This window comes from Gryllotalpicola protaetiae, assembly GCF_003627055.1.
GTDB lineage: Bacteria > Actinomycetota > Actinomycetes > Actinomycetales > Microbacteriaceae > Gryllotalpicola > Gryllotalpicola protaetiae.
On sequence record NZ_CP032624.1, the window covers coordinates 2,026,414 to 2,044,509 of the forward strand.

At 69.5% G+C, this 18,096-nt stretch carries 22 protein-coding genes; 14 read left to right on the forward strand and 8 right to left on the reverse strand.

Annotated features, from left to right (window positions below; all coding sequences use genetic code 11):
• Positions 1-29: 29 nt before the first annotated feature.
• Positions 30-707, reverse strand: coding sequence for a winged helix-turn-helix domain-containing protein (locus D7I44_RS09895; protein ID WP_120789352.1), 678 nt, complete (start codon positions 705-707; stop codon positions 30-32).
• Between the two features lie 310 nt (positions 708-1,017).
• The gene (gene upp / locus D7I44_RS09900; RefSeq protein ID WP_120789353.1) at positions 1,018-1,653 is read right to left on the reverse strand and encodes a uracil phosphoribosyltransferase; all 636 of its coding nucleotides are present in this window, start codon (positions 1,651-1,653) and stop codon (positions 1,018-1,020) included.
• A 53-nt stretch (positions 1,654-1,706) separates the two neighbouring features.
• On the opposite strand from upp, the gene D7I44_RS09905 reads away from it, so the two are divergent.
• Entirely contained in the window at positions 1,707-2,138 is a 432-nt protein-coding gene (locus D7I44_RS09905) for a nucleoside deaminase (protein ID WP_120789354.1), read from the forward strand.
• On the opposite strand, the gene D7I44_RS09910 is transcribed toward D7I44_RS09905, so the two are convergent.
• Positions 2,139-3,095 (reverse strand): cation diffusion facilitator family transporter, encoded by a 957-nt coding sequence (locus tag D7I44_RS09910; protein ID WP_120789355.1) that lies wholly within the window; start codon positions 3,093-3,095, stop codon positions 2,139-2,141.
• Between the two features lie 22 nt (positions 3,096-3,117).
• Between D7I44_RS09910 and proC the strand changes: the two genes are divergently transcribed.
• Positions 3,118-3,972: a pyrroline-5-carboxylate reductase gene (gene proC, locus D7I44_RS09915; RefSeq protein ID WP_120789356.1), complete on the forward strand. Its 855-nt coding sequence runs from the start codon at positions 3,118-3,120 to the stop codon at positions 3,970-3,972.
• Here the strand turns inward: proC and D7I44_RS09920 are convergent.
• The gene (locus D7I44_RS09920) at positions 3,969-4,640 is read right to left on the reverse strand and encodes a potassium channel family protein (protein WP_120789357.1); all 672 of its coding nucleotides are present in this window, start codon (positions 4,638-4,640) and stop codon (positions 3,969-3,971) included. The two genes, proC and D7I44_RS09920, sit on opposite strands and share 4 nt — an antisense overlap.
• Positions 4,633-6,078: a TrkH family potassium uptake protein gene (locus tag D7I44_RS09925; RefSeq protein ID WP_120789358.1), complete on the reverse strand. Its 1,446-nt coding sequence runs from the start codon at positions 6,076-6,078 to the stop codon at positions 4,633-4,635. Before D7I44_RS09925 ends, D7I44_RS09920 begins: the two co-directional genes overlap by 8 nt.
• A 125-nt stretch (positions 6,079-6,203) precedes the next feature.
• Here D7I44_RS09925 and D7I44_RS09930 point away from each other — a divergent pair, with 125 nt between their 5' ends.
• The 4 genes from D7I44_RS09930 (at position 6,204) to D7I44_RS09945 (ending at position 7,464) form a co-directional block, all read left to right on the forward strand.
• A complete protein-coding gene (locus D7I44_RS09930; protein WP_120789359.1) occupies positions 6,204-6,647 on the forward strand; it encodes an ArsR/SmtB family transcription factor in 444 nt (147 codons plus the stop codon).
• Between the two features lie 71 nt (positions 6,648-6,718).
• Positions 6,719-6,817: a 30S ribosomal protein bS22 gene (locus D7I44_RS09935; RefSeq protein ID WP_003792170.1), complete on the forward strand. Its 99-nt coding sequence runs from the start codon at positions 6,719-6,721 to the stop codon at positions 6,815-6,817.
• 87 nt (positions 6,818-6,904) lie between these two features.
• A complete protein-coding gene (locus D7I44_RS09940) occupies positions 6,905-7,159 on the forward strand; it encodes a glutaredoxin family protein (protein ID WP_120789360.1) in 255 nt (84 codons plus the stop codon).
• Complete coding sequence (locus tag D7I44_RS09945) at positions 7,156-7,464, forward strand: Dabb family protein (protein WP_120789361.1); 309 nt, start codon at positions 7,156-7,158, stop codon at positions 7,462-7,464. The genes D7I44_RS09940 and D7I44_RS09945 overlap by 4 nt, the downstream gene beginning before the upstream one ends.
• 106 nt (positions 7,465-7,570) lie before the next feature.
• Here D7I44_RS09945 and aspS read toward each other — a convergent pair whose 3' ends face one another.
• Positions 7,571-8,935, reverse strand: coding sequence for an aspartate--tRNA(Asn) ligase (gene aspS / locus D7I44_RS09950; RefSeq protein WP_120789362.1), 1,365 nt, complete (start codon positions 8,933-8,935; stop codon positions 7,571-7,573).
• Between the two features lie 45 nt (positions 8,936-8,980).
• Between aspS and D7I44_RS09955 the strand changes: the two genes are divergently transcribed.
• The 7 genes from D7I44_RS09955 to D7I44_RS09985 all read left to right on the forward strand — a co-directional run bounded on the left by D7I44_RS09955 (position 8,981) and on the right by D7I44_RS09985 (position 15,284).
• Entirely contained in the window at positions 8,981-9,892 is a 912-nt protein-coding gene (locus D7I44_RS09955) for an alpha/beta hydrolase (RefSeq protein ID WP_120789363.1), read from the forward strand.
• Positions 9,893-9,987: 95 nt separating this feature from the next.
• Positions 9,988-10,641, forward strand: a complete 654-nt coding sequence (locus D7I44_RS09960; RefSeq protein ID WP_120789364.1) for a histidine phosphatase family protein — start codon at positions 9,988-9,990, stop codon at positions 10,639-10,641.
• Positions 10,638-11,315: a TlpA family protein disulfide reductase gene (locus D7I44_RS09965; protein ID WP_245979516.1), complete on the forward strand. Its 678-nt coding sequence runs from the start codon at positions 10,638-10,640 to the stop codon at positions 11,313-11,315. Before D7I44_RS09960 ends, D7I44_RS09965 begins: the two co-directional genes overlap by 4 nt.
• The gene (locus tag D7I44_RS09970; protein WP_120789365.1) at positions 11,312-12,070 is read left to right on the forward strand and encodes a cytochrome c biogenesis CcdA family protein; all 759 of its coding nucleotides are present in this window, start codon (positions 11,312-11,314) and stop codon (positions 12,068-12,070) included. Before D7I44_RS09965 ends, D7I44_RS09970 begins: the two co-directional genes overlap by 4 nt.
• A gap of 4 nt (positions 12,071-12,074) precedes the next feature.
• The gene (gene resB / locus D7I44_RS09975; protein WP_245979518.1) at positions 12,075-13,781 is read left to right on the forward strand and encodes a cytochrome c biogenesis protein ResB; all 1,707 of its coding nucleotides are present in this window, start codon (positions 12,075-12,077) and stop codon (positions 13,779-13,781) included.
• A gap of 9 nt (positions 13,782-13,790) precedes the next feature.
• On the forward strand, positions 13,791-14,807 hold the full coding sequence (gene ccsB / locus D7I44_RS09980) for a c-type cytochrome biogenesis protein CcsB (protein WP_245979519.1): 1,017 nt from the start codon (positions 13,791-13,793) through the stop codon (positions 14,805-14,807).
• A gap of 27 nt (positions 14,808-14,834) precedes the next feature.
• On the forward strand, positions 14,835-15,284 hold the full coding sequence (locus tag D7I44_RS09985; RefSeq protein ID WP_120789366.1) for a hypothetical protein: 450 nt from the start codon (positions 14,835-14,837) through the stop codon (positions 15,282-15,284).
• Positions 15,285-15,305: 21 nt separating this feature from the next.
• On the opposite strand, the gene D7I44_RS09990 is transcribed toward D7I44_RS09985, so the two are convergent.
• Positions 15,306-16,232, reverse strand: coding sequence for a LysR family transcriptional regulator (locus D7I44_RS09990; RefSeq protein ID WP_120790889.1), 927 nt, complete (start codon positions 16,230-16,232; stop codon positions 15,306-15,308).
• Between the two features lie 48 nt (positions 16,233-16,280).
• On the opposite strand from D7I44_RS09990, the gene D7I44_RS09995 reads away from it, so the two are divergent.
• Positions 16,281-17,342 carry a TDT family transporter gene (locus D7I44_RS09995; RefSeq protein WP_120789367.1) on the forward strand — a complete coding sequence of 354 codons (1,062 nt, stop codon included), beginning with the start codon at positions 16,281-16,283 and terminating at the stop codon, positions 17,340-17,342.
• Positions 17,343-17,346: 4 nt separating this feature from the next.
• Here the strand turns inward: D7I44_RS09995 and D7I44_RS10000 are convergent, their stop codons facing one another.
• Positions 17,347-18,060 (reverse strand): FadR/GntR family transcriptional regulator, encoded by a 714-nt coding sequence (locus D7I44_RS10000; RefSeq protein WP_120789368.1) that lies wholly within the window; start codon positions 18,058-18,060, stop codon positions 17,347-17,349.
• Between the last annotated feature and the right edge of the window lie 36 nt (positions 18,061-18,096).

Consider the following 18,096-nt stretch of genomic DNA (forward strand, 5'->3'; position numbering starts at 1 on the left):
TCCCCATCCGATGAAGCCCTCTCCCCGGCTCAGAACCGATCAGGCGAGGGTGCGTGCGACTGGCGGATGACCACGTCGGCGTGCCGGTCGAAGCGGTAGCCGACGCCGCGCACGGTGCGCACGATGTCCTCGTAGCGACCGAGCTTCGCGCGCAGTCGGCGCACGTGCACGTCGATGGTGCGCTCGTTCGGGATCTCCTCGTCGGTGGCGTTCGACCACAGCGACTCGATGAGCTCGGTGCGCTCGATGGTGCGGCCCTCGCGAAGAACGAGGTACTGCAGCAGCTCGAACTCCTTGAAGGTGAGCGAGACGCGGTCGCCGTCGAGCAGCAGGTGGCGGCGGGTCACATCGATCGTGACGCCGGTCTTGTCCGCGTTGTCGTCGGTGCGCGAGCCGGCGGGGCGCTGCTTGGCGACGGCCGCGGGGTCGCGCAGCGCGAGGCGCACGACGTCGACATCGCGGCCACCCGCACCCTCGGGGGCGAGCGCCACGGATGCGAACGACTCGGCGCCTGGGGCGACCTCGGCGAGCACCTTCTTGAGCGCGGCGACGATGGTGCCGAGATCGGTGCCTGCGGCGGCGGCCTTGGCCTCGTCGAGGCCGACGTAGAGGGCGAAGCCGCGGGCAGTTCCCGCGGGGGCGATGCGCGCGGCGGGAGCCGTGGCGGTAGCGGAGGTCAGAGAGGACTCGGGAAGCGTGAAAGTCATGGGAATCAGAACCTTTGTGATGATGTCGCTGCGGGCCGGCGCGGATTCGCGCGTGTGAGCGGCCCAGTCGGGGTGCGCCTCGTCAGCGAGGCAGGCGTGGTGCGGGTGGCACCGGGGCGATGAGTCGACGGGCGAGGATTACGCACACATTCGACAGATCATGACACCGCGGCCGGCCATCATCATGCCGGCGGTCTCGCTCACCTCGAGGGCGGAACGAAGGCTCACGGTCTCAGTCATGTCACAAAGCAAAACATAAAACGTCGCGTTATGTCAAACATGACAAGCGCGAATGAATCGACAGGATGCTCTACTGCGCCAGGCCGTAGAGGCGGTCGCCGGCGTCGCCGAGCCCCGGCACGATGTAGCCCACTTCGTTGAGGCGCTCGTCGAGCGCGCCGAGCACGAGGCGCACGTCGCGCCCCTCCGTCTCCTTCTCGAGGCGGGCGAGACCCTCCGGCGCCCCGAGGATGCAGATCGCCGTGACGTCGGATGCGCCGCGCTGGAAGAGGAACTCGAGCGCCGCCCCGAGAGACCCGCCCGTGGCGAGCATCGGGTCGAGCACGAAGCATTGCCGCCCGGACAGGTCTTCCGGCAGGCGCTCGGCATAGGTGGTCGGCTCGAGCGTCTCTTCATTGCGCGCCATGCCGAGGAATCCCACCTCGGCGTTCGGGAGCACGGCCATCATGCCGTCGAGCATGCCGAGGCCCGCGCGCAGGATCGGCACGACGAGCGGAACGGGCTTCGAGAGCGCAAGACCGCTGTACGGCGCGACGGGAGTCTGCACCGTCACCGGCTCGACGCGCACCTCGCGAGTCGCCTCGTAGCTCAGCAGGGTGATCAGCTCGGCGACGAGCGAGCGGAACTGCGGGCTGGGGGTCTCCCGATCGCGCAGCACCGTCAGCTTGTGGGTGATGAGCGGGTGGTCTGCAACGTGCACTCGCATAGGCTCAGGCTATCGAAACGCTGATTCCTCCGCCCCCGCAGTACGACGAGTGGATGGGGCTCGCGCTCGCCGAGGCCCGCGCCGCTCGCGGGACCGGCGACGTGCCGGTCGGGGCGGTCGTGGTGGCGGCCGACGGAACGGTGCTCGGCCGTGGCCGCAACGCACGCGAGGCGCGGCAGGACCCGACGGCCCACGCGGAGGTCGAGGCGCTGCGCCAGGCATCCCTCGCCACCGGCGATTGGCAGCTGACGGATGCCACGCTCGTCGTCACCCTCGAGCCGTGCGCGATGTGCGCCGGGGCGATCCTGTCGGCCCGGGTGCCGACCGTGGTGTTCGGCGCGTGGGACGAGAAGGCCGGGGCAGCCGGCTCGGTCTACGATCTGCTGCGCGACCGGAGGCTGCCGCAGAGCGCGACGGTGTATGCGGGGGTGCGCGCCGAGGAATCCGCGGCTCTGTTGCGCGAGTTCTTCGACGTACGCCGCTAACTAGCCGCGGAACACGTCGGCCTCGAGGTAGATCAGGCGCGCGACGGGGACCGCCGAGCGGATGCGCGCCTCGACGAGGTCGGTCGCGGTCGAGGCATCCGCAACCGTCCGCGACCCGGGCATCGCGATCTTCGCCGCCACGAGCAGTTCCTCCGGCCCGAGATAGAGGGTGCGCAGGTGGATGATGCGGTCGGTCTCAGGGCCGGCCAGGATCGCCTGCTCGATCTTCTGCAGCTCGGCCTCGTTGGCGCCCTCGCCGACGAGCAGGCTCTTGACCTCCATGCCGAGCACGATCGCGACGAGCACGAGCAGCACGCCGATCGCGATCGAGCCGGCCGCGTCGAAGAATCCGTTTCCGGTGATGAGCGCGAGGCCCACGCCGATCAGGGCGAGTACCAGGCCGGTGAGCGCGGCGACGTCTTCGAGGAGCACCGCGGGAAGCTCAGGGTTCTTCGCGCGCCGGATGAACTGCACCCACGTGCCGGCGCCCTTGTGCGGCCGAGACTCGGCGAGGCCGGTGCGCAGCGAGAAGCCCTCGAGCACGATCGAGACGAGGAGCACCGCGAGCGGCAGCCACCACAGGTGCGGGCGCACGTAGTGGTCGGCTTCCTGCAGCTTGTGCACGCCCTCGTAGATCGAGAACACGCCGCCGACCGAGAACAGGATGATCGCGACGACGAACGCGTAGACGTAGCGCTCGCGGCCGTAGCCGAACGGATGCTCGCGGTCGGCCTGCTTCTTCGCGCGGCGGCCGCCGATGAGCAGCAGCAGCTGGTTGCCCGAGTCGGCGAGCGAGTGCACGGATTCCGCGAGCAGCGAGCTCGAGCCCGAGAACAGGAACGCGAGGAACTTGACGATCGCGATGCCGACGTTGGCGCCCAGGGCTGCGTAGATCGCGGCGCCGCCGTGCGACTCGGGGGCGTGCTCGGTCTCTCGGGTGGCCGGGGCATCGGTCATAGGCACATCCTAGGGTTGGGGTATGACCACGACCGAGGCTCGAACGACGACCCTGCCCACCATCGCCTTCCTCGGCGCCGGCTCGATGGCCGGGGCGATCCTGAACGGGCTGCTCTCGCCCGTCGTGAGCGTGACCGGCGGCATCCGCGTCACCTCGCGCACGGCCGAGAAGGCGGCGGGTTTCGCAGAGACCGCGGGGGTCACGGCGTTCGCGACCGAGAGCAGGGCGGATGCCAACCGCGAGGCCGTCCGCGGCGCGAAGCTGGTCGTGCTCGCCGTCAAGCCGTACCTCGTGCCCGAGGTGCTGGCCGACGTTGCGGGCGATCTCGAGCCCGACGCCGTCGTCGTGAGCGTCGCCGCGGGGGTGACCGTCGCCACGATGGAGGCCGCGGTGCCGGCATCCGTCGCCGTCATCCGCACCATGCCGAACACGCCGGCCCAGGTCGGTCGCGGCGTGACGGGCGTGAGCGCCGGGTCGCGCGCGAGTGAGGCCGACGTGGCGCTCGTGCGCGAGCTGTTCGAGACCGTCGGCGCGGTCGTCGAGGTGCCGGAGTCGCAGCTCGACGCGCTCTCCACCATCTCGGGCTCTGGGCCCGCCTACGTGTTCCTGCTGATCGAGGAGTTCGTGAAGACCGCGATCGCCAAGGGCTTCTCTGCGGAGCAGGCGACGCTGCTCGTCGAGCAGACCTTCCTGGGCGCGAGCGAGCTGCTCGCCGCGACCGGTGAGGATCCGGCGGAGCTGCGCCGTCGCGTCACGAGCCCGAAGGGCACGACCGAGAAGGCCGTCGAGGTGCTGCAAGGCGCGAGCCTGAGCACCCTGTTCGACCGCGCCACCGACGCGGCGCTGGCTCGTGCCCAGGAGCTCGCGAAGGGCTAATCGTCCAGCGAGGCGAACTTCTGCACGTCGGCCTCGCCGCCGGAGACGACGATGATGTCCCCCTCATGCACAACGGTCTCCTCCGTCGCATGGGTGAAGGGCTCGCCCGGCCGCTTGATGCCGACGACCGTCACCTTGTGCACGGTGCGCACGCCGGAGTCGGTGAGGGTCTTGCCGCAGATCGCGCGCGGCGCGTGCATCTTCACGAGCACGAAGTCGTCGTCGAACTGGATGAAATCCAGCATCCGCCCGCTCACCAGCCGTGCGATGCGCTCGCCGGCCTCCGCCTCGGGGTAGATCACGTGGTGCGCTCCGATGCGCGACAGGATCTTCCCGTGCGACGGCGACACCGCCTTCGACCAGATCTGGGCGACGCCGAGCTCGACGAGATTCGCGGTGATGAGAACGGATGCCTCGATCTGCGACCCCACGGCGACGATCGCGATCTGGAATTCCTCGGCGCCGATCTGCCGCAGGGCGTCGAGCTGGGTGGCATCCGCCTGCACGGTGTGCGTGACCTGGTCCGCCCATTCCTGCACCAGTGCCGCGCTGCTGTCGACCGCGAGCACCTCGCGGCCGAGCAGGTCGAGCTCGGCGGCGGCCGCCGCGCCGAAGCGTCCGAGGCCGATGAGCAGCACGGGCGCGTCGTGACGAATGGAGCTAGCCAACGATGGGCCTCTCTTCCGGGTGGGCGTAGAGCCGGCGCTGCTGGCTCTGGGCGAGCGCGGCGGCGAGCGTGATGCTGCCGATGCGCCCCAAGAACATGGTGATGGCGAGCACGTAGACCGCGGGCGTCGGCGCGCCCATGGTGAGGCCGGTCGACAGCCCGCAGGTCGCGAAGGCGCTGATCACATCGAAGAGCACGTGGTCGAGCGAGTCGCGGGTGATCGCGAGCACGGTGACGGATGCCACCGCCACGATCGTCGCGCCCCACAGCACGACCGAGACGGCGACGCGCAGCACGTCCCCGGGGATGCGGCGGTGGAACGCCTCCATGCTCTCGACGCCCTTCGCCTCGGCGACGGCCGCGAGGAACAGCACCATCAGGGTCGTCACCTTGATGCCGCCGGCGGTCGAGGCCGAGCCGCCGCCGATGAACATCAGCATGTCGGTGACGAGCAGGCTCGAGTTGTGCAGGTGGGCGATGTCGAAGGTCGAGAATCCGCCCGAGCGGGCCATGGCGGACAGGAAGAAGCTCTGGAAGACGCCGTCGCCCGCGCCGAGCCGGCCGAAGGTCTCGGGGTTGCGATGCTCGAGCAGCCAGTACAGGCCGCCGCCGATGACGAACAGCACGAGGTAGCCGACGATCGTGAGCTTCACGTGCAGCGAGACGATGCGGCGGCGCTGCGCCGGGTGTCGGATGACGCGCGCGAGAGCGTAGATGACGGGGAATCCGATCGCCCCCAGCATGACCGTCACCGCGATCGTCGTGAGGAACACGTAGTCGTGCGCGAACGGGAACAGGCCGTTGTTGTTGGGGGAGAATCCGGTGTTGGTGAAGGCCATCGCCGAGTAGTAGACGGCGTCGCGCGCCGCCTCGCCGAGCGCGAAGCCGTGGCCGAGCAGCAGTGGGAAGAGGATGACGGCGGCCGCCGCCTCGATCGTGACGACGCTGATCGCGATGGTGAGCAGCAGGCCGCCGACCTCGCCGAGCCGCACCGCCTGGCTCTCGGCGACCGGGCCCTTGTGCGAACGCAGCGGGTTGGTGTCGCCCGCGGCGATCAGCCGGGCGCGCAGGCCGAGGTGGCGGCTGATGATGAGGCCGAGCGTGCTGGCCAGCGTCAGCACGCCGATGCCGCCGATCTGCACGCCGACATAGATGACGACCTCGCCGAACGCCGACCAGTGGGTCGTCATGTCGACCGTCGACAGGCCCGTGACGCAGACGACCGAGACGGCCGTGAAGAGGGCGTCGGCGAAATCGGTCGCCGTGTGCGCGGCGCTCGAGGCGGGAAGCGCGAGGAGGCCGGTCCAGAGCAGCACGAGTGCGGCGAAGACGATGAGCGCGAAGCGGCTGGGGCTCGCGGCGGCGAAGTCCGAGAAGCGCTCGCGGAAGCGCCGCGGGGCACGTCGTGCGCTTCGTGCGCTGGTCGCGGTCACCGACATCCCCCGACCTCCACGCGCCCATCCTGCCGCGCTCGCCCGCCCGCCGCATATATCTGAGCCGCGTTGCGGCGCGCGCCGGACGGCGACCGGCGCGCCAGAGACACAGACTGGCTACTCTTGCCCCTATGGCCGACATCTTTGACATCGTTGCCGACTCGACCAGGCGAGAGATTCTGCAGGTTCTGCTGGAAGCTCAGGCCTCGGGCAGCGGCGAGGTCGCGGTGTCGCAGATCGTGCAGGCGCTCGAGCTGTCGCAGCCAACGGTGTCGAAGCACCTCAAGGTGCTGCGCGACTCCGGCCTCGTGCGTGTGCGCGAAGAGGGCCAGCACCGCTACTACCACCTCGACTCGTCGCCCCTCGAAGAGGTCGACGAGTGGCTGCTGCCGTTCCTCGGGGCCGCGGAAGATGAGGGCCAGGCGGATGCCACGGCCATCGGCGCCGCCTCGTCGGTCGGCTTCGGCGCCACGGGCCTGTCGGACTCGCAGAAGGAGTTCGCCGCCTCGGTCGGAAAGGTCGCCGCCGGGGCGGCCGCGCGGGCGGCCGCTCTCGCCTCACGCGTCAAGCGCTGAGGTTCGGGCTGGTAAGATGGCTCTTTGTGTCGCGCTAGGTGTGCGGCATCCCCGATCTTTGTGAGGTTTCCGTGGGTTCTGTCATCAAGAAGCGCCGCAAGCGCATGGCGAAGAAGAAGCACCGCAAGCTTCTTCGCAAGACGCGCCACCAGCGTCGCAACAAGAAGTAGGTCTTCCTACTGCAGAAAGCGTCAGGGCTATGCCCTGACGCTTTTTTGTATGCACGGAGCGTGCGCACGGATGCTTACGCTGAAGGCGTGCCCCGCATCACGCTGTACTCCAAGCCCGGCTGCCATCTGTGCGAAGACGCGAGGAGCGTCGTCGACGACGTGGTCGGCCGGCTTGAGGCATCCATCTCTGTGTCGGTCGAAGAGATCGACATCCTCGGTGACCCGGCTCTGCAGACTCGGTACGGTGAGGAGATCCCCGTCGTTCTCATCGACGGGAAGATGCACACCTATTGGCGCGTCGACCCGGCGCGTCTCGAGAAGGCACTCAAGGAGCTCTCATGACCCTGCGTCACATCGTCTCGTGGACCCTCAAGTCGGACGACGCGGCGCAGCGTCGAGCAGATGCCGAGGGGGTGCGCTCGCGACTGCTCGCGCTCGAGGGCGTGGTGGGGTCGATCCAGTCGATCGTCGTGATCATCGACGAGGTCGACGAGCGCACGACCAACTCGGTCGCGGTCGTCGCCGACTTCGCCGACGCGGCGGGCCTCGAGGAGTACGTCGTGCACCCCGTCCACCAGGAGGCAGCCGCCTGGATCCGCACGGTCGTCAACGTCGAGTCGCGCCTCGCAGTCGACGGCGCGCTGTAGCTCCGGGCCGCCGTCGTCTCATCCGCGCGCTACGGTCACGCCCGCGCGATACGTGCGGACGCAGCGCGCCGAGATGTTCGTAGCGCGCGGATGAGCGCTGTGCGCGCTACGGCGCGAGGCGGGTCGGGCCGCGGAAGAGGAGCGTCGTCTCGCGGATCGACTGCTCGCCGAGCAGCAGCATCAGCACGCGCGCGAGGCCCATTCCGAAGCCGCCGTGCGGGGGGATCCCGTACTTGAAGAACTCGAGGTACTCGCCGATGCCGGCAGGGTCGAGTCCCTTGTCGACGGCGTTCGCGAGCAGCTCGTCGATGCGGTGCTCGCGCTGCGCGCCGGTCGTGATCTCGGTGCCGTTGTAGATCAGGTCGTACGATTTGGTCAGCCCGGTCTCGGCATCGCGCATGTGGTAGTACGGGCGGATGCCCGTGGGGTAGTCCGTCACGAACACGAAGTCGTGCCCGAACTCGCCCTTCACGTATGCGCTGATCTGGCGCTCGCCCTCGGGGTCGAGGTCGCCGTCTTCGCGGGGCACGGTGTAGCCGCGCGCCTCCTTCAAGACCTTGTGCACCTCGGCGAGCGGAAGGCGCGGGAACGGGACCTGGGGCACCTCGACCTCGATGCCGAACAGCTCGCGGATCTCGTCGCCGTGCTTCTCCTTCACGGCGGCGAAGCCGGCGGCGAGCAGCTGCTCCTGCATGGACATGACGTCTTCGTACGAGTCGATCCACGAGATCTCGGCGTCGACCGAGATGAACTCGGTGGCGTGCCGCGAGGTGAACGACGGGTCGGCGCGGAACACGGGCGAGATCTCGAAGACCTTTCCGAAGCCGGCGGCCTGCGCCATCTGCTTGAAGTGCTGCGGGCTCTGCGCGAGGTACGCGGTGCCGAGCTCGAAGTAGTCGAGCTGGAACAGCTCGGCGCGCGACTCGGACGGGGACTCCATCAGCTTGGGGGTGTGGATCTCGACGAATCCGTTCTCGACCCACCAGGTGCGCCACGCGTGCTCGAGCGTCGTCTGAATACGGAAGATGAGCGCGTTCTTCGGCTGGCGCAGGTCGAGCCAGCGGTAGTCGAGGCGCTTGTCGAGGCTCGAGTCGGCGGCGATCGGCGCCTCGGGCAGGCTCACGCCCGCGACGTCGAGCGTGCCGACCTTGACCTCGAGACCGCCCAGCTTGACGCGCTCGTCATGCTTCAGCTCGCCGGCGACCTCGATGAAGGTGCCGAGCGACAGGCCGGAGATCGACTCGGTCAGGGCGAGGGCGGCGGATGCTGCGGCCGCACCTTCCGTGTCCGACGCGGTCGCTTCGTCGATCTCGCGCGTCGCCGGGTTCACGAGCTGCAGCGCCCCGGACTCGTCGCGCAGCACGACGAACTGCACCTTCTTCTGATCACGCACGGTCTCGACCCAGCCGCCGACGGTGACGGGCCCGTCGGGACGAGCGGAAAGGTCCTTGATGAGGGTGCGTTCGGTCACAATCGGCCAGTCTACTTGGGGTCCGCTGAGGGCTATCGTGACCGCATGAGCGCCGCATACCGCGACGTCGAGTTCGACGGCGAGCGGTCTGTTCTGCGAGGGCGGCTGTACGGGCACGACAGCGCCCGCCCAGCCGTGGTCATGGCGCATGGTTTCAGCGCCACGATCTCTGGCATGGTGGCCGACCGCTACGCCGAGGTGCTGCACGACACCGGGCTGACCGTTCTGCTCTTCGACCATGAGGGCTTCGGGTTGAGCGGCGGCGAGCCTCGGGCGGTCGTCAACCGCTGGCTGCAGTGCAGGGGGTACCTGCACGCGCTGGAGTTCGCCTCGGCGCAGGCATCCGTCGATCGCGATCGCATCGGGCTGTGGGGCGACAGCTTCAGCGCCTCGGTCGCGCTCACCGTCGCCGCCTGCGACGAGCGGGTCGCCGCGCTCGTGGTGCAAGTGCCGTCGTGCGGCGTCGCGCTGGGAGAAGCTGGCTCGCGGGCGCGCGGTCTCAAGCTCGCCCGCGAGCTGCTGTACGACAGGGACGTTCTCGTCGACGCCGTCATCGGTGAGGAGCTGCCGGTGGTCTCGCCCGACCAGGAGACGCAGCCGTCTCAGCTTGTGCCGCTCACCGCATATCGCTGGTTCAGCGAATACGGCCCTCGCGTTGGAACGGGCTGGCTTCCCACCGCACGTCGCGCGACGATCGCGACCGACCCGCCCTACACGACGGATGCCGTGGTCGGAGCCCTTCGCTGCCCGTCGCTGTGGGTGATCGCGAACGACGACGAGATGCCCGGCTCGGGGACCGACGTCGCGCTGAAGTGCTTCGCACTCGCCGGCGGCGCGGCCGAGAAGCGGATGATCGCGGGCGGTCACTTCGGCCTGCTGTATGACGAGAGCCCGTTGTTCGCCGAGGTGAGCGCCGCGCAGGCGGAGTTCCTGGTGAGGGCTCTCCACTGCCTGTGAAGGCGGTGGGGCGCAGGGGTCATATACGGGCGGCCCTCGCGGCAGCGGCTCCGTTCGCAGGAGTTTCAGGGGAATCGCTTCCGTAGACTTTCGGCGTGGCTAGTCGGCAGGTGCATCTCGTGCGCCATGGCGAGGTGTACAACCCCGACCATGTGCTCTATGGCCGACTTCCCGAGTTCCACCTGTCGCAGCTCGGCCGGCGCATGGCGCAGGCCGCCGCAGACGAGCTGACCTCGCGCGAGCGGCCCGTCGCGGCGCTGATCGCGTCGCCGCTGATCCGGGCGCAGGAATCCGCCGCCCCGCATGCTGCGCTCTTCAAGCTCGACCTGCGCACCGACCCGCGCATCATCGAGCCGAGCAACCACTTCGAGGGCAAGGTCATGGCCAAGGCCGTGAAGAACCCTGTCAACTGGCCGTGGCTGATCAACCCGGCGCGGCCGTCGTGGGGCGAGCCGTACAGGTCGATCGTGGCGCGCGTGACGGCGGCGATGACGGATGCCTTCGCGCTTCCCCGCCTCACCGAAGACGAGCCGGGCGACGTCATCATGGTCAGCCACCAGCTGCCGATCTGGGTGACCCACCTGTCGCTCTCCGGCGAGCGGCTCATGCACGACCCGCGCCAGCGGCGCTGCGATCTGTCGAGCATCACGACCTTCGAGCAGAACGCGGCCGGCGTGATCCACGAGGTCGGCTACAGCGACCCGGCCGCCGCGCTGCTGCCCGGTGCCATCGACGTCGGGGCGGTGTGAGCTCGTTGCTGAAGGCTCGCCGACTCGCGGCATCCATTCTCTCCGTCGTCGTCGCAGTGACCGTACTCTCCGGCTGCACGGCGACCGCGCTGCAGTCGCAATACGAGAACGGCGACAACAAGGGGTACATCTCGGGCACCGGCGTGACCGAGATCAAGCCCGCTGATCGCAAGGACCCCGTGTCGTTCTCCGGCACGACCGACCAGGGCACGTCGTTCTCGACGGCCGACCATGCGGGCGATGTGATCGTCGTGAACTTCTGGTACGCGGGGTGCCCGCCGTGCCGGCTCGAGGCGAAGTCGCTGCAGAAGCTGAACGTGCAGTTCGAGGGCAAGGGCGTCGACTTCGTCGGCGTGAACACGCGGGATGACAAGGCGAGCGCCGCCTCGTACGACAAGACCTTCGGGGTGACCTACCCGTCGATCCTCGACGCGAGCAAGGGCAGGGTCCAGCTCGCGTTCAGCGGCACGTACCGGCCGAACGCGACGCCGACCACGATCATCCTCGACAAGCAGGGCCGGGTCGCCGCGCGCATCGAGGGCCCGGTGAACGACCAGCCGTCGACGGTGTCGACGCTGATCGACGCAGCGCGCGGGGAGCGCGCGCCCAGCGCCGAAGGCGCGGCTGTGCCGGGCAAGGCCCGGCACGCAAGTACCGCCGAGGGCGGCTCGTGAACCCGTTCGGCGAGCTCGTGACAAGCGGCCAGCTGGTCGTCGCGGTGCCGATCGCGCTGCTCGCCGGGCTGGTGTCGTTCGCGTCGCCGTGCATCCTGCCGCTCGTGCCTGGTTATCTCGCCTACATCGGCGGCTTCACCGACGGGCGGTCGACCGCCGCGCGCGGCGACCGGCGCGGGCAGAGCCGGCTCGCGCTCGGCGTCGTGCTGTTCATCCTCGGTTTCGCGGCCGTGTTCGTTGTCAGCGGGTTCCTGTTCGGGGCGCTCGGCACCTGGCTCGCGGTCTACCGCGACCTGATCACCCGCATCGCCGGCGTCGTCGTGATCCTGCTGGGGCTCGTGTTCGTCGGGCAGTTCTCGTTCCTGCAGAACATCGTGAAGCCGTCGTGGCGCGGGCGCTCGGGGCTGACGGGCGCGCCGCTGCTCGGCATCGCCTTCGCGATCGGCTGGAGCCCCTGCACCGGCCCGACTCTCGCCGCGATCGACAGCATCGGGTTCGGCGGCGGCTCGCCGTGGCAGGGCGCGTTCCTCGCGTTCTGCTACGCGCTCGGCCTCGGCATCCCGTTCCTGCTGATCGCGCTCGGCCTCGGCTGGGCCACTTCGGCTGTCGCATTCCTCAAGCGGCATATTCGCCTCGTGAACATCATCGGCGGCGTCCTGCTGATCGTCATCGGCGTGCTGATGGTGTCGGGTCTGTGGAACGCATGGATGCTTCAGCTGCAGGAGGTGATCCCGTATTTCAAGACAGCAGTCTGATGAGGTGAGCGGGACCACCCGCACCTCGCAGTTCGACCGCACCGCCGACGGCGACCTGCTGCCGAGTGACCACATCGACACCATCGACGAGGGGGCGCCGGGTGAGGCATCCGTCGGCGCCGTCAAGCTCGGGCCGATCGGCTGGGCGCGCTGGTTCTGGCGCCAGCTGACCAGCATGCGCACCGCGCTGTTCCTGCTGCTGCTGCTCGCCCTCGCGGCGGTGCCCGGCTCGCTGGTGCCGCAGCATCTGAGCGACCCGAACGGCGTCACGCAGTACAAGCTCGACCACCCGGTGCTCTACCCGGTGCTCGACAAGCTGCAGGTGTTCGACACCTACTCGTCCGTCTGGTTCTCGGCGATCTACCTGCTGCTGTTCGTCTCGCTGGTGGGCTGCATCATTCCGCGCGTCAAGCACCACGCCGACGCGATGCTGAGCAAGCCACCGCGCACCCCGTTCCGACTGAACCGCATGGCCGGCTTCAGGGCCGTCGAGGCGCCCGAAGGCACGGATGCCGCGGCCGCCGTCGCCTCCGCCCAGAAGCTGCTCAAGGGGCAGGGCTACCGCACGGTCGTCTTTGAGGGGCCGCGCGAGACCTCGGTCAGTGCCGAGCGCGGCTACCTGCGCGAGACCGGCAACCTCATCTTCCACATCGCGCTGCTCGGTGTGCTGGTCGTCGTCGGCATCGGCGGCGGCTTCGGCTGGACGGCTCAGCGCGTCGTCACCGTCGGCCAGACCTTCGTCGACACCAACGTCAACCTCGACTCGTTCAACCCGGGCCGCTTCGTCGATGGCGACAAGCTGCCGCCCTACTCGGTGCAGCTCAACAAGCTCGTCGTGAAGTACGACAAGGGCACCGCGGCGGATTCCCGCGGTCTGCCCCTCGACTACGACGCGAGCGTCACAGCCACCCGCAAGGACGGCAGCTCGTACCAGACGCACATCAAGGTCAACCATCCGCTGCGCATCGACGGCACGAGCGTGTATCTGCTCGGCAACGGCTACGCGCCGACGCTCACCTTCCGCAATCCGGCCGGCAAGGTCGTCTCGACGCAGACCGTGCCGTTCCCGCAGTTCCTCGACTCGAACATGACCTCGCAGGGCGTCATCAAGGTGACCGACGGCCTCTCTGACCAGCTCGGCATCATGGCGCTGCTCTTCCCGACGGCGCCCGCGTCCACGCCGAAGGGGCAGATGCCTGCCTCGACGTTCCCCGACCTCGGCAACCCGCGCATCAGCCTCACGATCTACAAGGGCGATCTCGGGCTCGACAACGGCGAGCCACAGTCGGTCTACGCGCTCGACCCGAAGGGGCTCACCCAGATCGCCGGGCCCGCGTCGAAGACCGCCGCGCTCGACCTCGGCGTCGGCCAGACCGCGCAGCTGCCGGGCGGCATGGGCTCGGTGACACTCGACGGCGTTGCTCGGTTCGCGTCGCTCGACATCCACCACGACCCGACGCAGGGCTGGGTGCTGGTGTTCGCGATCCTGATCCTGGGCGGGCTGCTCACGTCGCTGTTCGTGCCACGACGGCGCATGTGGGTGAAGGCGAAGACGGATGCCGCGGGCGGCGTCACCCTCGAGTACGCCGGCCTTGCCCGGGGCGAGGACCCGCGTCTCGACGAGGCGGTCGAGCAGCTGGCATCCGCTCACACGGCTTCACTGGTCGGCCGGGCAGAGTCTGTAGGCGAACTCAACAACTCGAAGGCGTAGCGTACTGACGTGACCGACACCCTCTCCACCGTCTCCGAGATCGCGATCTACGTGGTCATGGGGCTGTACGTCGTCGCGACCGCCTTGTTCGTGCTCGATCTCGCGAAGCGCAGCTCGCAGGGTGCGGCGCCCGCGGCGGTGCGCAGCGCGGTGGAGCGCCGGGCCGAGGCATCCGTTTCTTCCGGGTCTCTCAACTCGACCACCGCGACCCTGGTGCGGCCGTCGCCCGACGCGGCCCGACCCGCGTCGGGGGTGCCGGCATCGTCGAAGATGCTGCGTGCGGCGATGACGGTGACGACGATCGCGTGGGGCATCCACCTGCTCTCGGTCGTGACCCGGGGAATCGCGGCGCACCGCGTGCCGTGGGCCAATATGTGGGAGTTCTCGCTGACGGGCACGCTCGTCATCGTCGGGATCTTCCTGCTGGCGAACCTGCGGTGGGACATCCGCTGGATCGGCACGTTCATCCTCGGCCTGGTCTGTGTGCTGCTGATGATCGCGCAGACCCGTTACTACGTGCCGGTCGTGCCACTGCCGCCGGCGCTGCAGTCGTACTGGCTGGTCATCCACATCATGGTGGCGATCCTGGGCACCGCGTTCTTCGCGCTGGGCTTCGCGCTCGCGGGCGCGCAGCTGCTGCAGGCATGGCGCGAGCGGCGCGAGGCGCTGTCGATGCCGCCGGTGCTGCCGTTCCTCAAGACGCTGCCGAACGCGCTGACGCTCGAGAACCTCAGCTACCGCGTCAACATCATCGGCTTCATCTGCTGGACGTTCACGCTCATCGCCGGCGCGATCTGGGCCGAGAAGGCCTGGGGTCGCTACTGGGGCTGGGACACCAAGGAAGTCTGGACGTTCATCATCTGGGTGATCTACGCCGGGTACATCCACGCGCGGGCGACGCGCGGCTGGCGCGGGTCGCGATCGGCGTGGCTTGCGATCATCGGGTTCTCGGCCGTGATGTTCAACTTCGGCGTCGTGAACGTCTTCTTCCACGGCCTGCACTCCTACTCGGGGCTGTCGAGCTAGGAGTTTCTGCGGCGTAGAGTCGGCGCCGTGAGCGGGAGGCTGCGCGCGGCGCGGATCTGGCAGCTCGCGGCGCTCGGTCTCGCCGCGGCGGCGGCCGTTGTCGTGCTGTTCGCGCCGCTGTACTCATCGGGGACGACGACGTGCGACCCGCCTGGGGTGGCGTGTGCGGTGCACCCGGCGGCGCAGGCTTCGGTGCTTGCGGTGAACGGGCCCGGCATCCTCTGGTACGTCTTGGCACCTGTCGCGCTGTGTCTGATTCCGGTGCTCGTGCGGGGCAGTGCGTGGCGCGCGGTTTCGATCACGTGCGTCGTGGTGCTGGGGATGCTTGTGCTGCTCGGTCTTCTCACGATCGGCACGTTCTACGTGCCGGCGCTGGGGGCTGCCGTGGCGGGGGCGTCGATGCACGCGCCGGTGGGCGGAGGACTTTCGCGCCGGGGGAGGACGTTTCCGCAGAAAACGTCCTCCGTTCGCGAATAAATCCTCCCTCGGGGCGGGCGGTCAGCCGGCGCTCCGGGCGATCGCGGCCATCAGCGCCGCGCCGGTCCCAGTGCGCTCTGCGCCGTCACGATAGACCGCTCGCAACTCGCGCACGAAGCGGACACCCCGCACGCGGACGCGCACCAGCCGGCCCGCAGCCAGATCGTCGCGCACCGCCAGGATGCTCAGAATCGCCGCGCCCCCGCCGGCGACGACCGCGGTGCGGATCGCCGCCGTCGTGGGCAGCTCGGCGAGCGGCGCAACCGGGACGCACCCGGCCTCGGCGAGCATCCGCTCTGCTGCCAGTCGGGTGCCCGAGCCGCGCTCGCGCGTGATGAGCGGCGTGCGGGCGAGCGCGGGCACGCTGATCTCGCGCCGGTGGGCCCACGGATGCGTGGGGGAGACCACGGTGACGAGCTCGTCCCTGGCGATCGTGCTCTGCGCAAGATCGCCGAGCTCGCCGGCATCGAGCGGCGACTCGATGAATCCGAGCCGCGCATCGCCTGCGGCGACGAGAGCCACGACCCGTTCACTGTTGGTCGCCGTCACGGCGACGCGCGCGGCGGCATCCGTCTCGTGCAGTGCCATGAGCCAGCGCGGCAGCAGATACTCGGCGATCGTGAGGCTGGATGCGACGGTGATCGGCTCGTCGCCGTGATCGCGCAGAGCGGCGATGCCCGCCTCGAAGCGCGCCGCGGCGTCGGCGACCTCGGCCGCCCACGCCGCCGCGGCCACTCCCGCGGGAGTCAGCGTCGATCCGCGCGACGAGCGGGTGAGCAGAGGCACACCGACGGACGTCTCGAGCCGCCGCATCCGCACCGAGGCGGCCTGCTGGCTGATCACGAGCTCGCTCGCCGCGGCCGAGATGGAGCCTGTGCGCGCGACGGCCGCGAGCAGCCGTAGAGAGGTCAGGTCGGCTTCTGATACAACCGTGGATTGTGGTCTCACAATGAGGCGACGATACCGCGCCGAGCCGAGCCGGCGCACGCTGATGGCATGCCTCGCTTCACGCTCTCGAATGTCACGCCCAACTGGTTCGCCGCGGTCATGGGGACGGGCATCGTGGCGAACGCGGCCGCGAGCCAGCCCTTTCAATTCCCAGGCCTGCGTCAGGGCGCGATCGCCGTCTGGCTCATCGCCTGCGCGCTGCTGGTGTTCTTCACCGTGGCATCCGTCATTCACTGGGTGCGCTATCCGGCGACGGCGCGCGGGCATCACCTCAACCCGGTGATGGCGCACTTCTACGGCGCGCCGCCGATGGCCTTCCTCACCGTGGGAGCAGGAACGCTGCTCGTCGGGCGCGACCTCATCGGCCTGCCGGCGGCGGTCACGGTCGACTGGGTGCTCTGGTCGCTCGGCACGGCCGGCGGGCTGGTCGCGGCCGTGATCGTGCCGTACCTCGCCTTCACCCGCCACGAGAACAGCGCGGATTCGGCGTTCGGCGGCTGGCTCATGCCGGTCGTCCCGCCGATGGTGTCGGCCGCCACGGGGGCACTGCTGCTGCCGTATGCAGCGGCGGGCCAGGCGCGAGAGACTCTGCTGGCCGGCTGCTACGCCATGTTCGGACTGAGCCTGCTGGCATCCTTCGTCATCATCGTGCAGCTCTGGCAGCGCCTCGCCGTGCACAAGGTGGGCGCTGAGGGCATGGTGCCGACGCTGTGGATCGTGCTCGGCCCCCTCGGGCAGTCGGTCACCGCAGTCAACCTGCTCGCGGGGAATGCGAGCGGCGCGTTCGGCACGTCGTTCGACCACTCGCTCATGACGTTCGCGATCCTCTTCGGGCTGCCCGTGCTCGGATTCGCCCTCATGTGGTTTGCGATCGCGGCGGCGATCACGATTCGCACGGCGCGCCGCGGGCTGCCGTTCTCGCTGACCTGGTGGTCGTTCACCTTCCCCGTCGGAACGGTGGTCACGGGTACCGCGGGGCTGGCGGCGCACACGGGGCTGACCGCGGTCGCCGTGCTGTCAGCTGCGCTGTTCGCCTTCCTCGTCGTCGCGTGGGCGGCAGTCGGGGTGCGCACCTTCCGGGCGAGCACAGGGTTCGCGCTTGCCGCCTGACGAGCTAGGCCAAGAAGCCCGTGAGGAGGGCCTCGGTGCCGTCGAGGTGCTCCTGCATCGCGGCGACCGCCTCGTCGGGGCGGCCGGCCAAGATCGCACCGACCACGCGCTGGTGCTGCTCGTCGGAGTGCGCGATGTTGCGCGCCAGGAGCGGGATCTCGTCCAGCAGCCTGTTGATGCGCGTGCGCGCGTCGGCGACGAGCGGCACCAGGCTCGGCGCGCCCGCGAGTTCGGCGATGGCGAGGTGCAGCCTCGAGTCGAGACGGCGGTAATCGGCGGATGCCGCGCCCGAGCTCTCTTCGAGCGCCGACTGCAGCCGCTCGCGCTCCTCGGCGGTCAGGGCGCGAGCCGCCGCGAGGCGGGCGGCGCCGGTCTCGAGCACGGCTCGAACCGCCAGTGCGTCGACCACAGCCGCGGGGGAAAGGGGTTCCGGGGAGGCATCCGTCACCTCATGCGCACCGCCCGTCGGCAGCTCGTCGGCGACGAACGTGCCGCCGTAGCGGCCGCGGCGCGAGATCAGGTAGCCGGCATCCGCCAGCGCCGCGATCGCCTCGCGCAGGGTGTCGCGACTGACGCCGAGCCGCACCGCGAGCTCGCGCTCGCTCGGCAGCCGCTCGCCCGGACCGACCGCGCCGAGACGGATCGTCTGCAGCAACCGCTGCACAGTCTCCTCAAAGGCGTTCCCGCCGCGCACGGGCCGCAGAAGCGCGTCGGTCATACGTCCTCCGTTGGTTGAGGGGCCCGCGCAGCGGGC

What these genes read in the sequence shown, in the direction of transcription:
- D7I44_RS09895 (WP_120789352.1), bottom strand. Translation starts at nt 707, where the DNA reads ATGACTTTCACGCTTCCCGAGTCCTCTCTGACCTCCGCTACCGCCACG.
- upp (WP_120789353.1), bottom strand. Translation starts at nt 1,653, where the DNA reads ATGCGAGTGCACGTTGCAGACCACCCGCTCATCACCCACAAGCTGACG.
- D7I44_RS09905 (WP_120789354.1), top strand. Translation starts at nt 1,707, where the DNA reads ATGGGGCTCGCGCTCGCCGAGGCCCGCGCCGCTCGCGGGACCGGCGAC.
- D7I44_RS09910 (WP_120789355.1), bottom strand. Translation starts at nt 3,095, where the DNA reads ATGACCGATGCCCCGGCCACCCGAGAGACCGAGCACGCCCCCGAGTCG.
- proC (WP_120789356.1), top strand. Translation starts at nt 3,118, where the DNA reads ATGACCACGACCGAGGCTCGAACGACGACCCTGCCCACCATCGCCTTC.
- D7I44_RS09925 (WP_120789358.1), bottom strand. Translation starts at nt 6,078, where the DNA reads ATGTCGGTGACCGCGACCAGCGCACGAAGCGCACGACGTGCCCCGCGG.
- D7I44_RS09930 (WP_120789359.1), top strand. Translation starts at nt 6,204, where the DNA reads ATGGCCGACATCTTTGACATCGTTGCCGACTCGACCAGGCGAGAGATT.
- D7I44_RS09945 (WP_120789361.1), top strand. Translation starts at nt 7,156, where the DNA reads ATGACCCTGCGTCACATCGTCTCGTGGACCCTCAAGTCGGACGACGCG.
- D7I44_RS09955 (WP_120789363.1), top strand. Translation starts at nt 8,981, where the DNA reads ATGAGCGCCGCATACCGCGACGTCGAGTTCGACGGCGAGCGGTCTGTT.
- D7I44_RS09995 (WP_120789367.1), top strand. Translation starts at nt 16,281, where the DNA reads ATGCCTCGCTTCACGCTCTCGAATGTCACGCCCAACTGGTTCGCCGCG.
- D7I44_RS10000 (WP_120789368.1), bottom strand. Translation starts at nt 18,060, where the DNA reads ATGACCGACGCGCTTCTGCGGCCCGTGCGCGGCGGGAACGCCTTTGAG.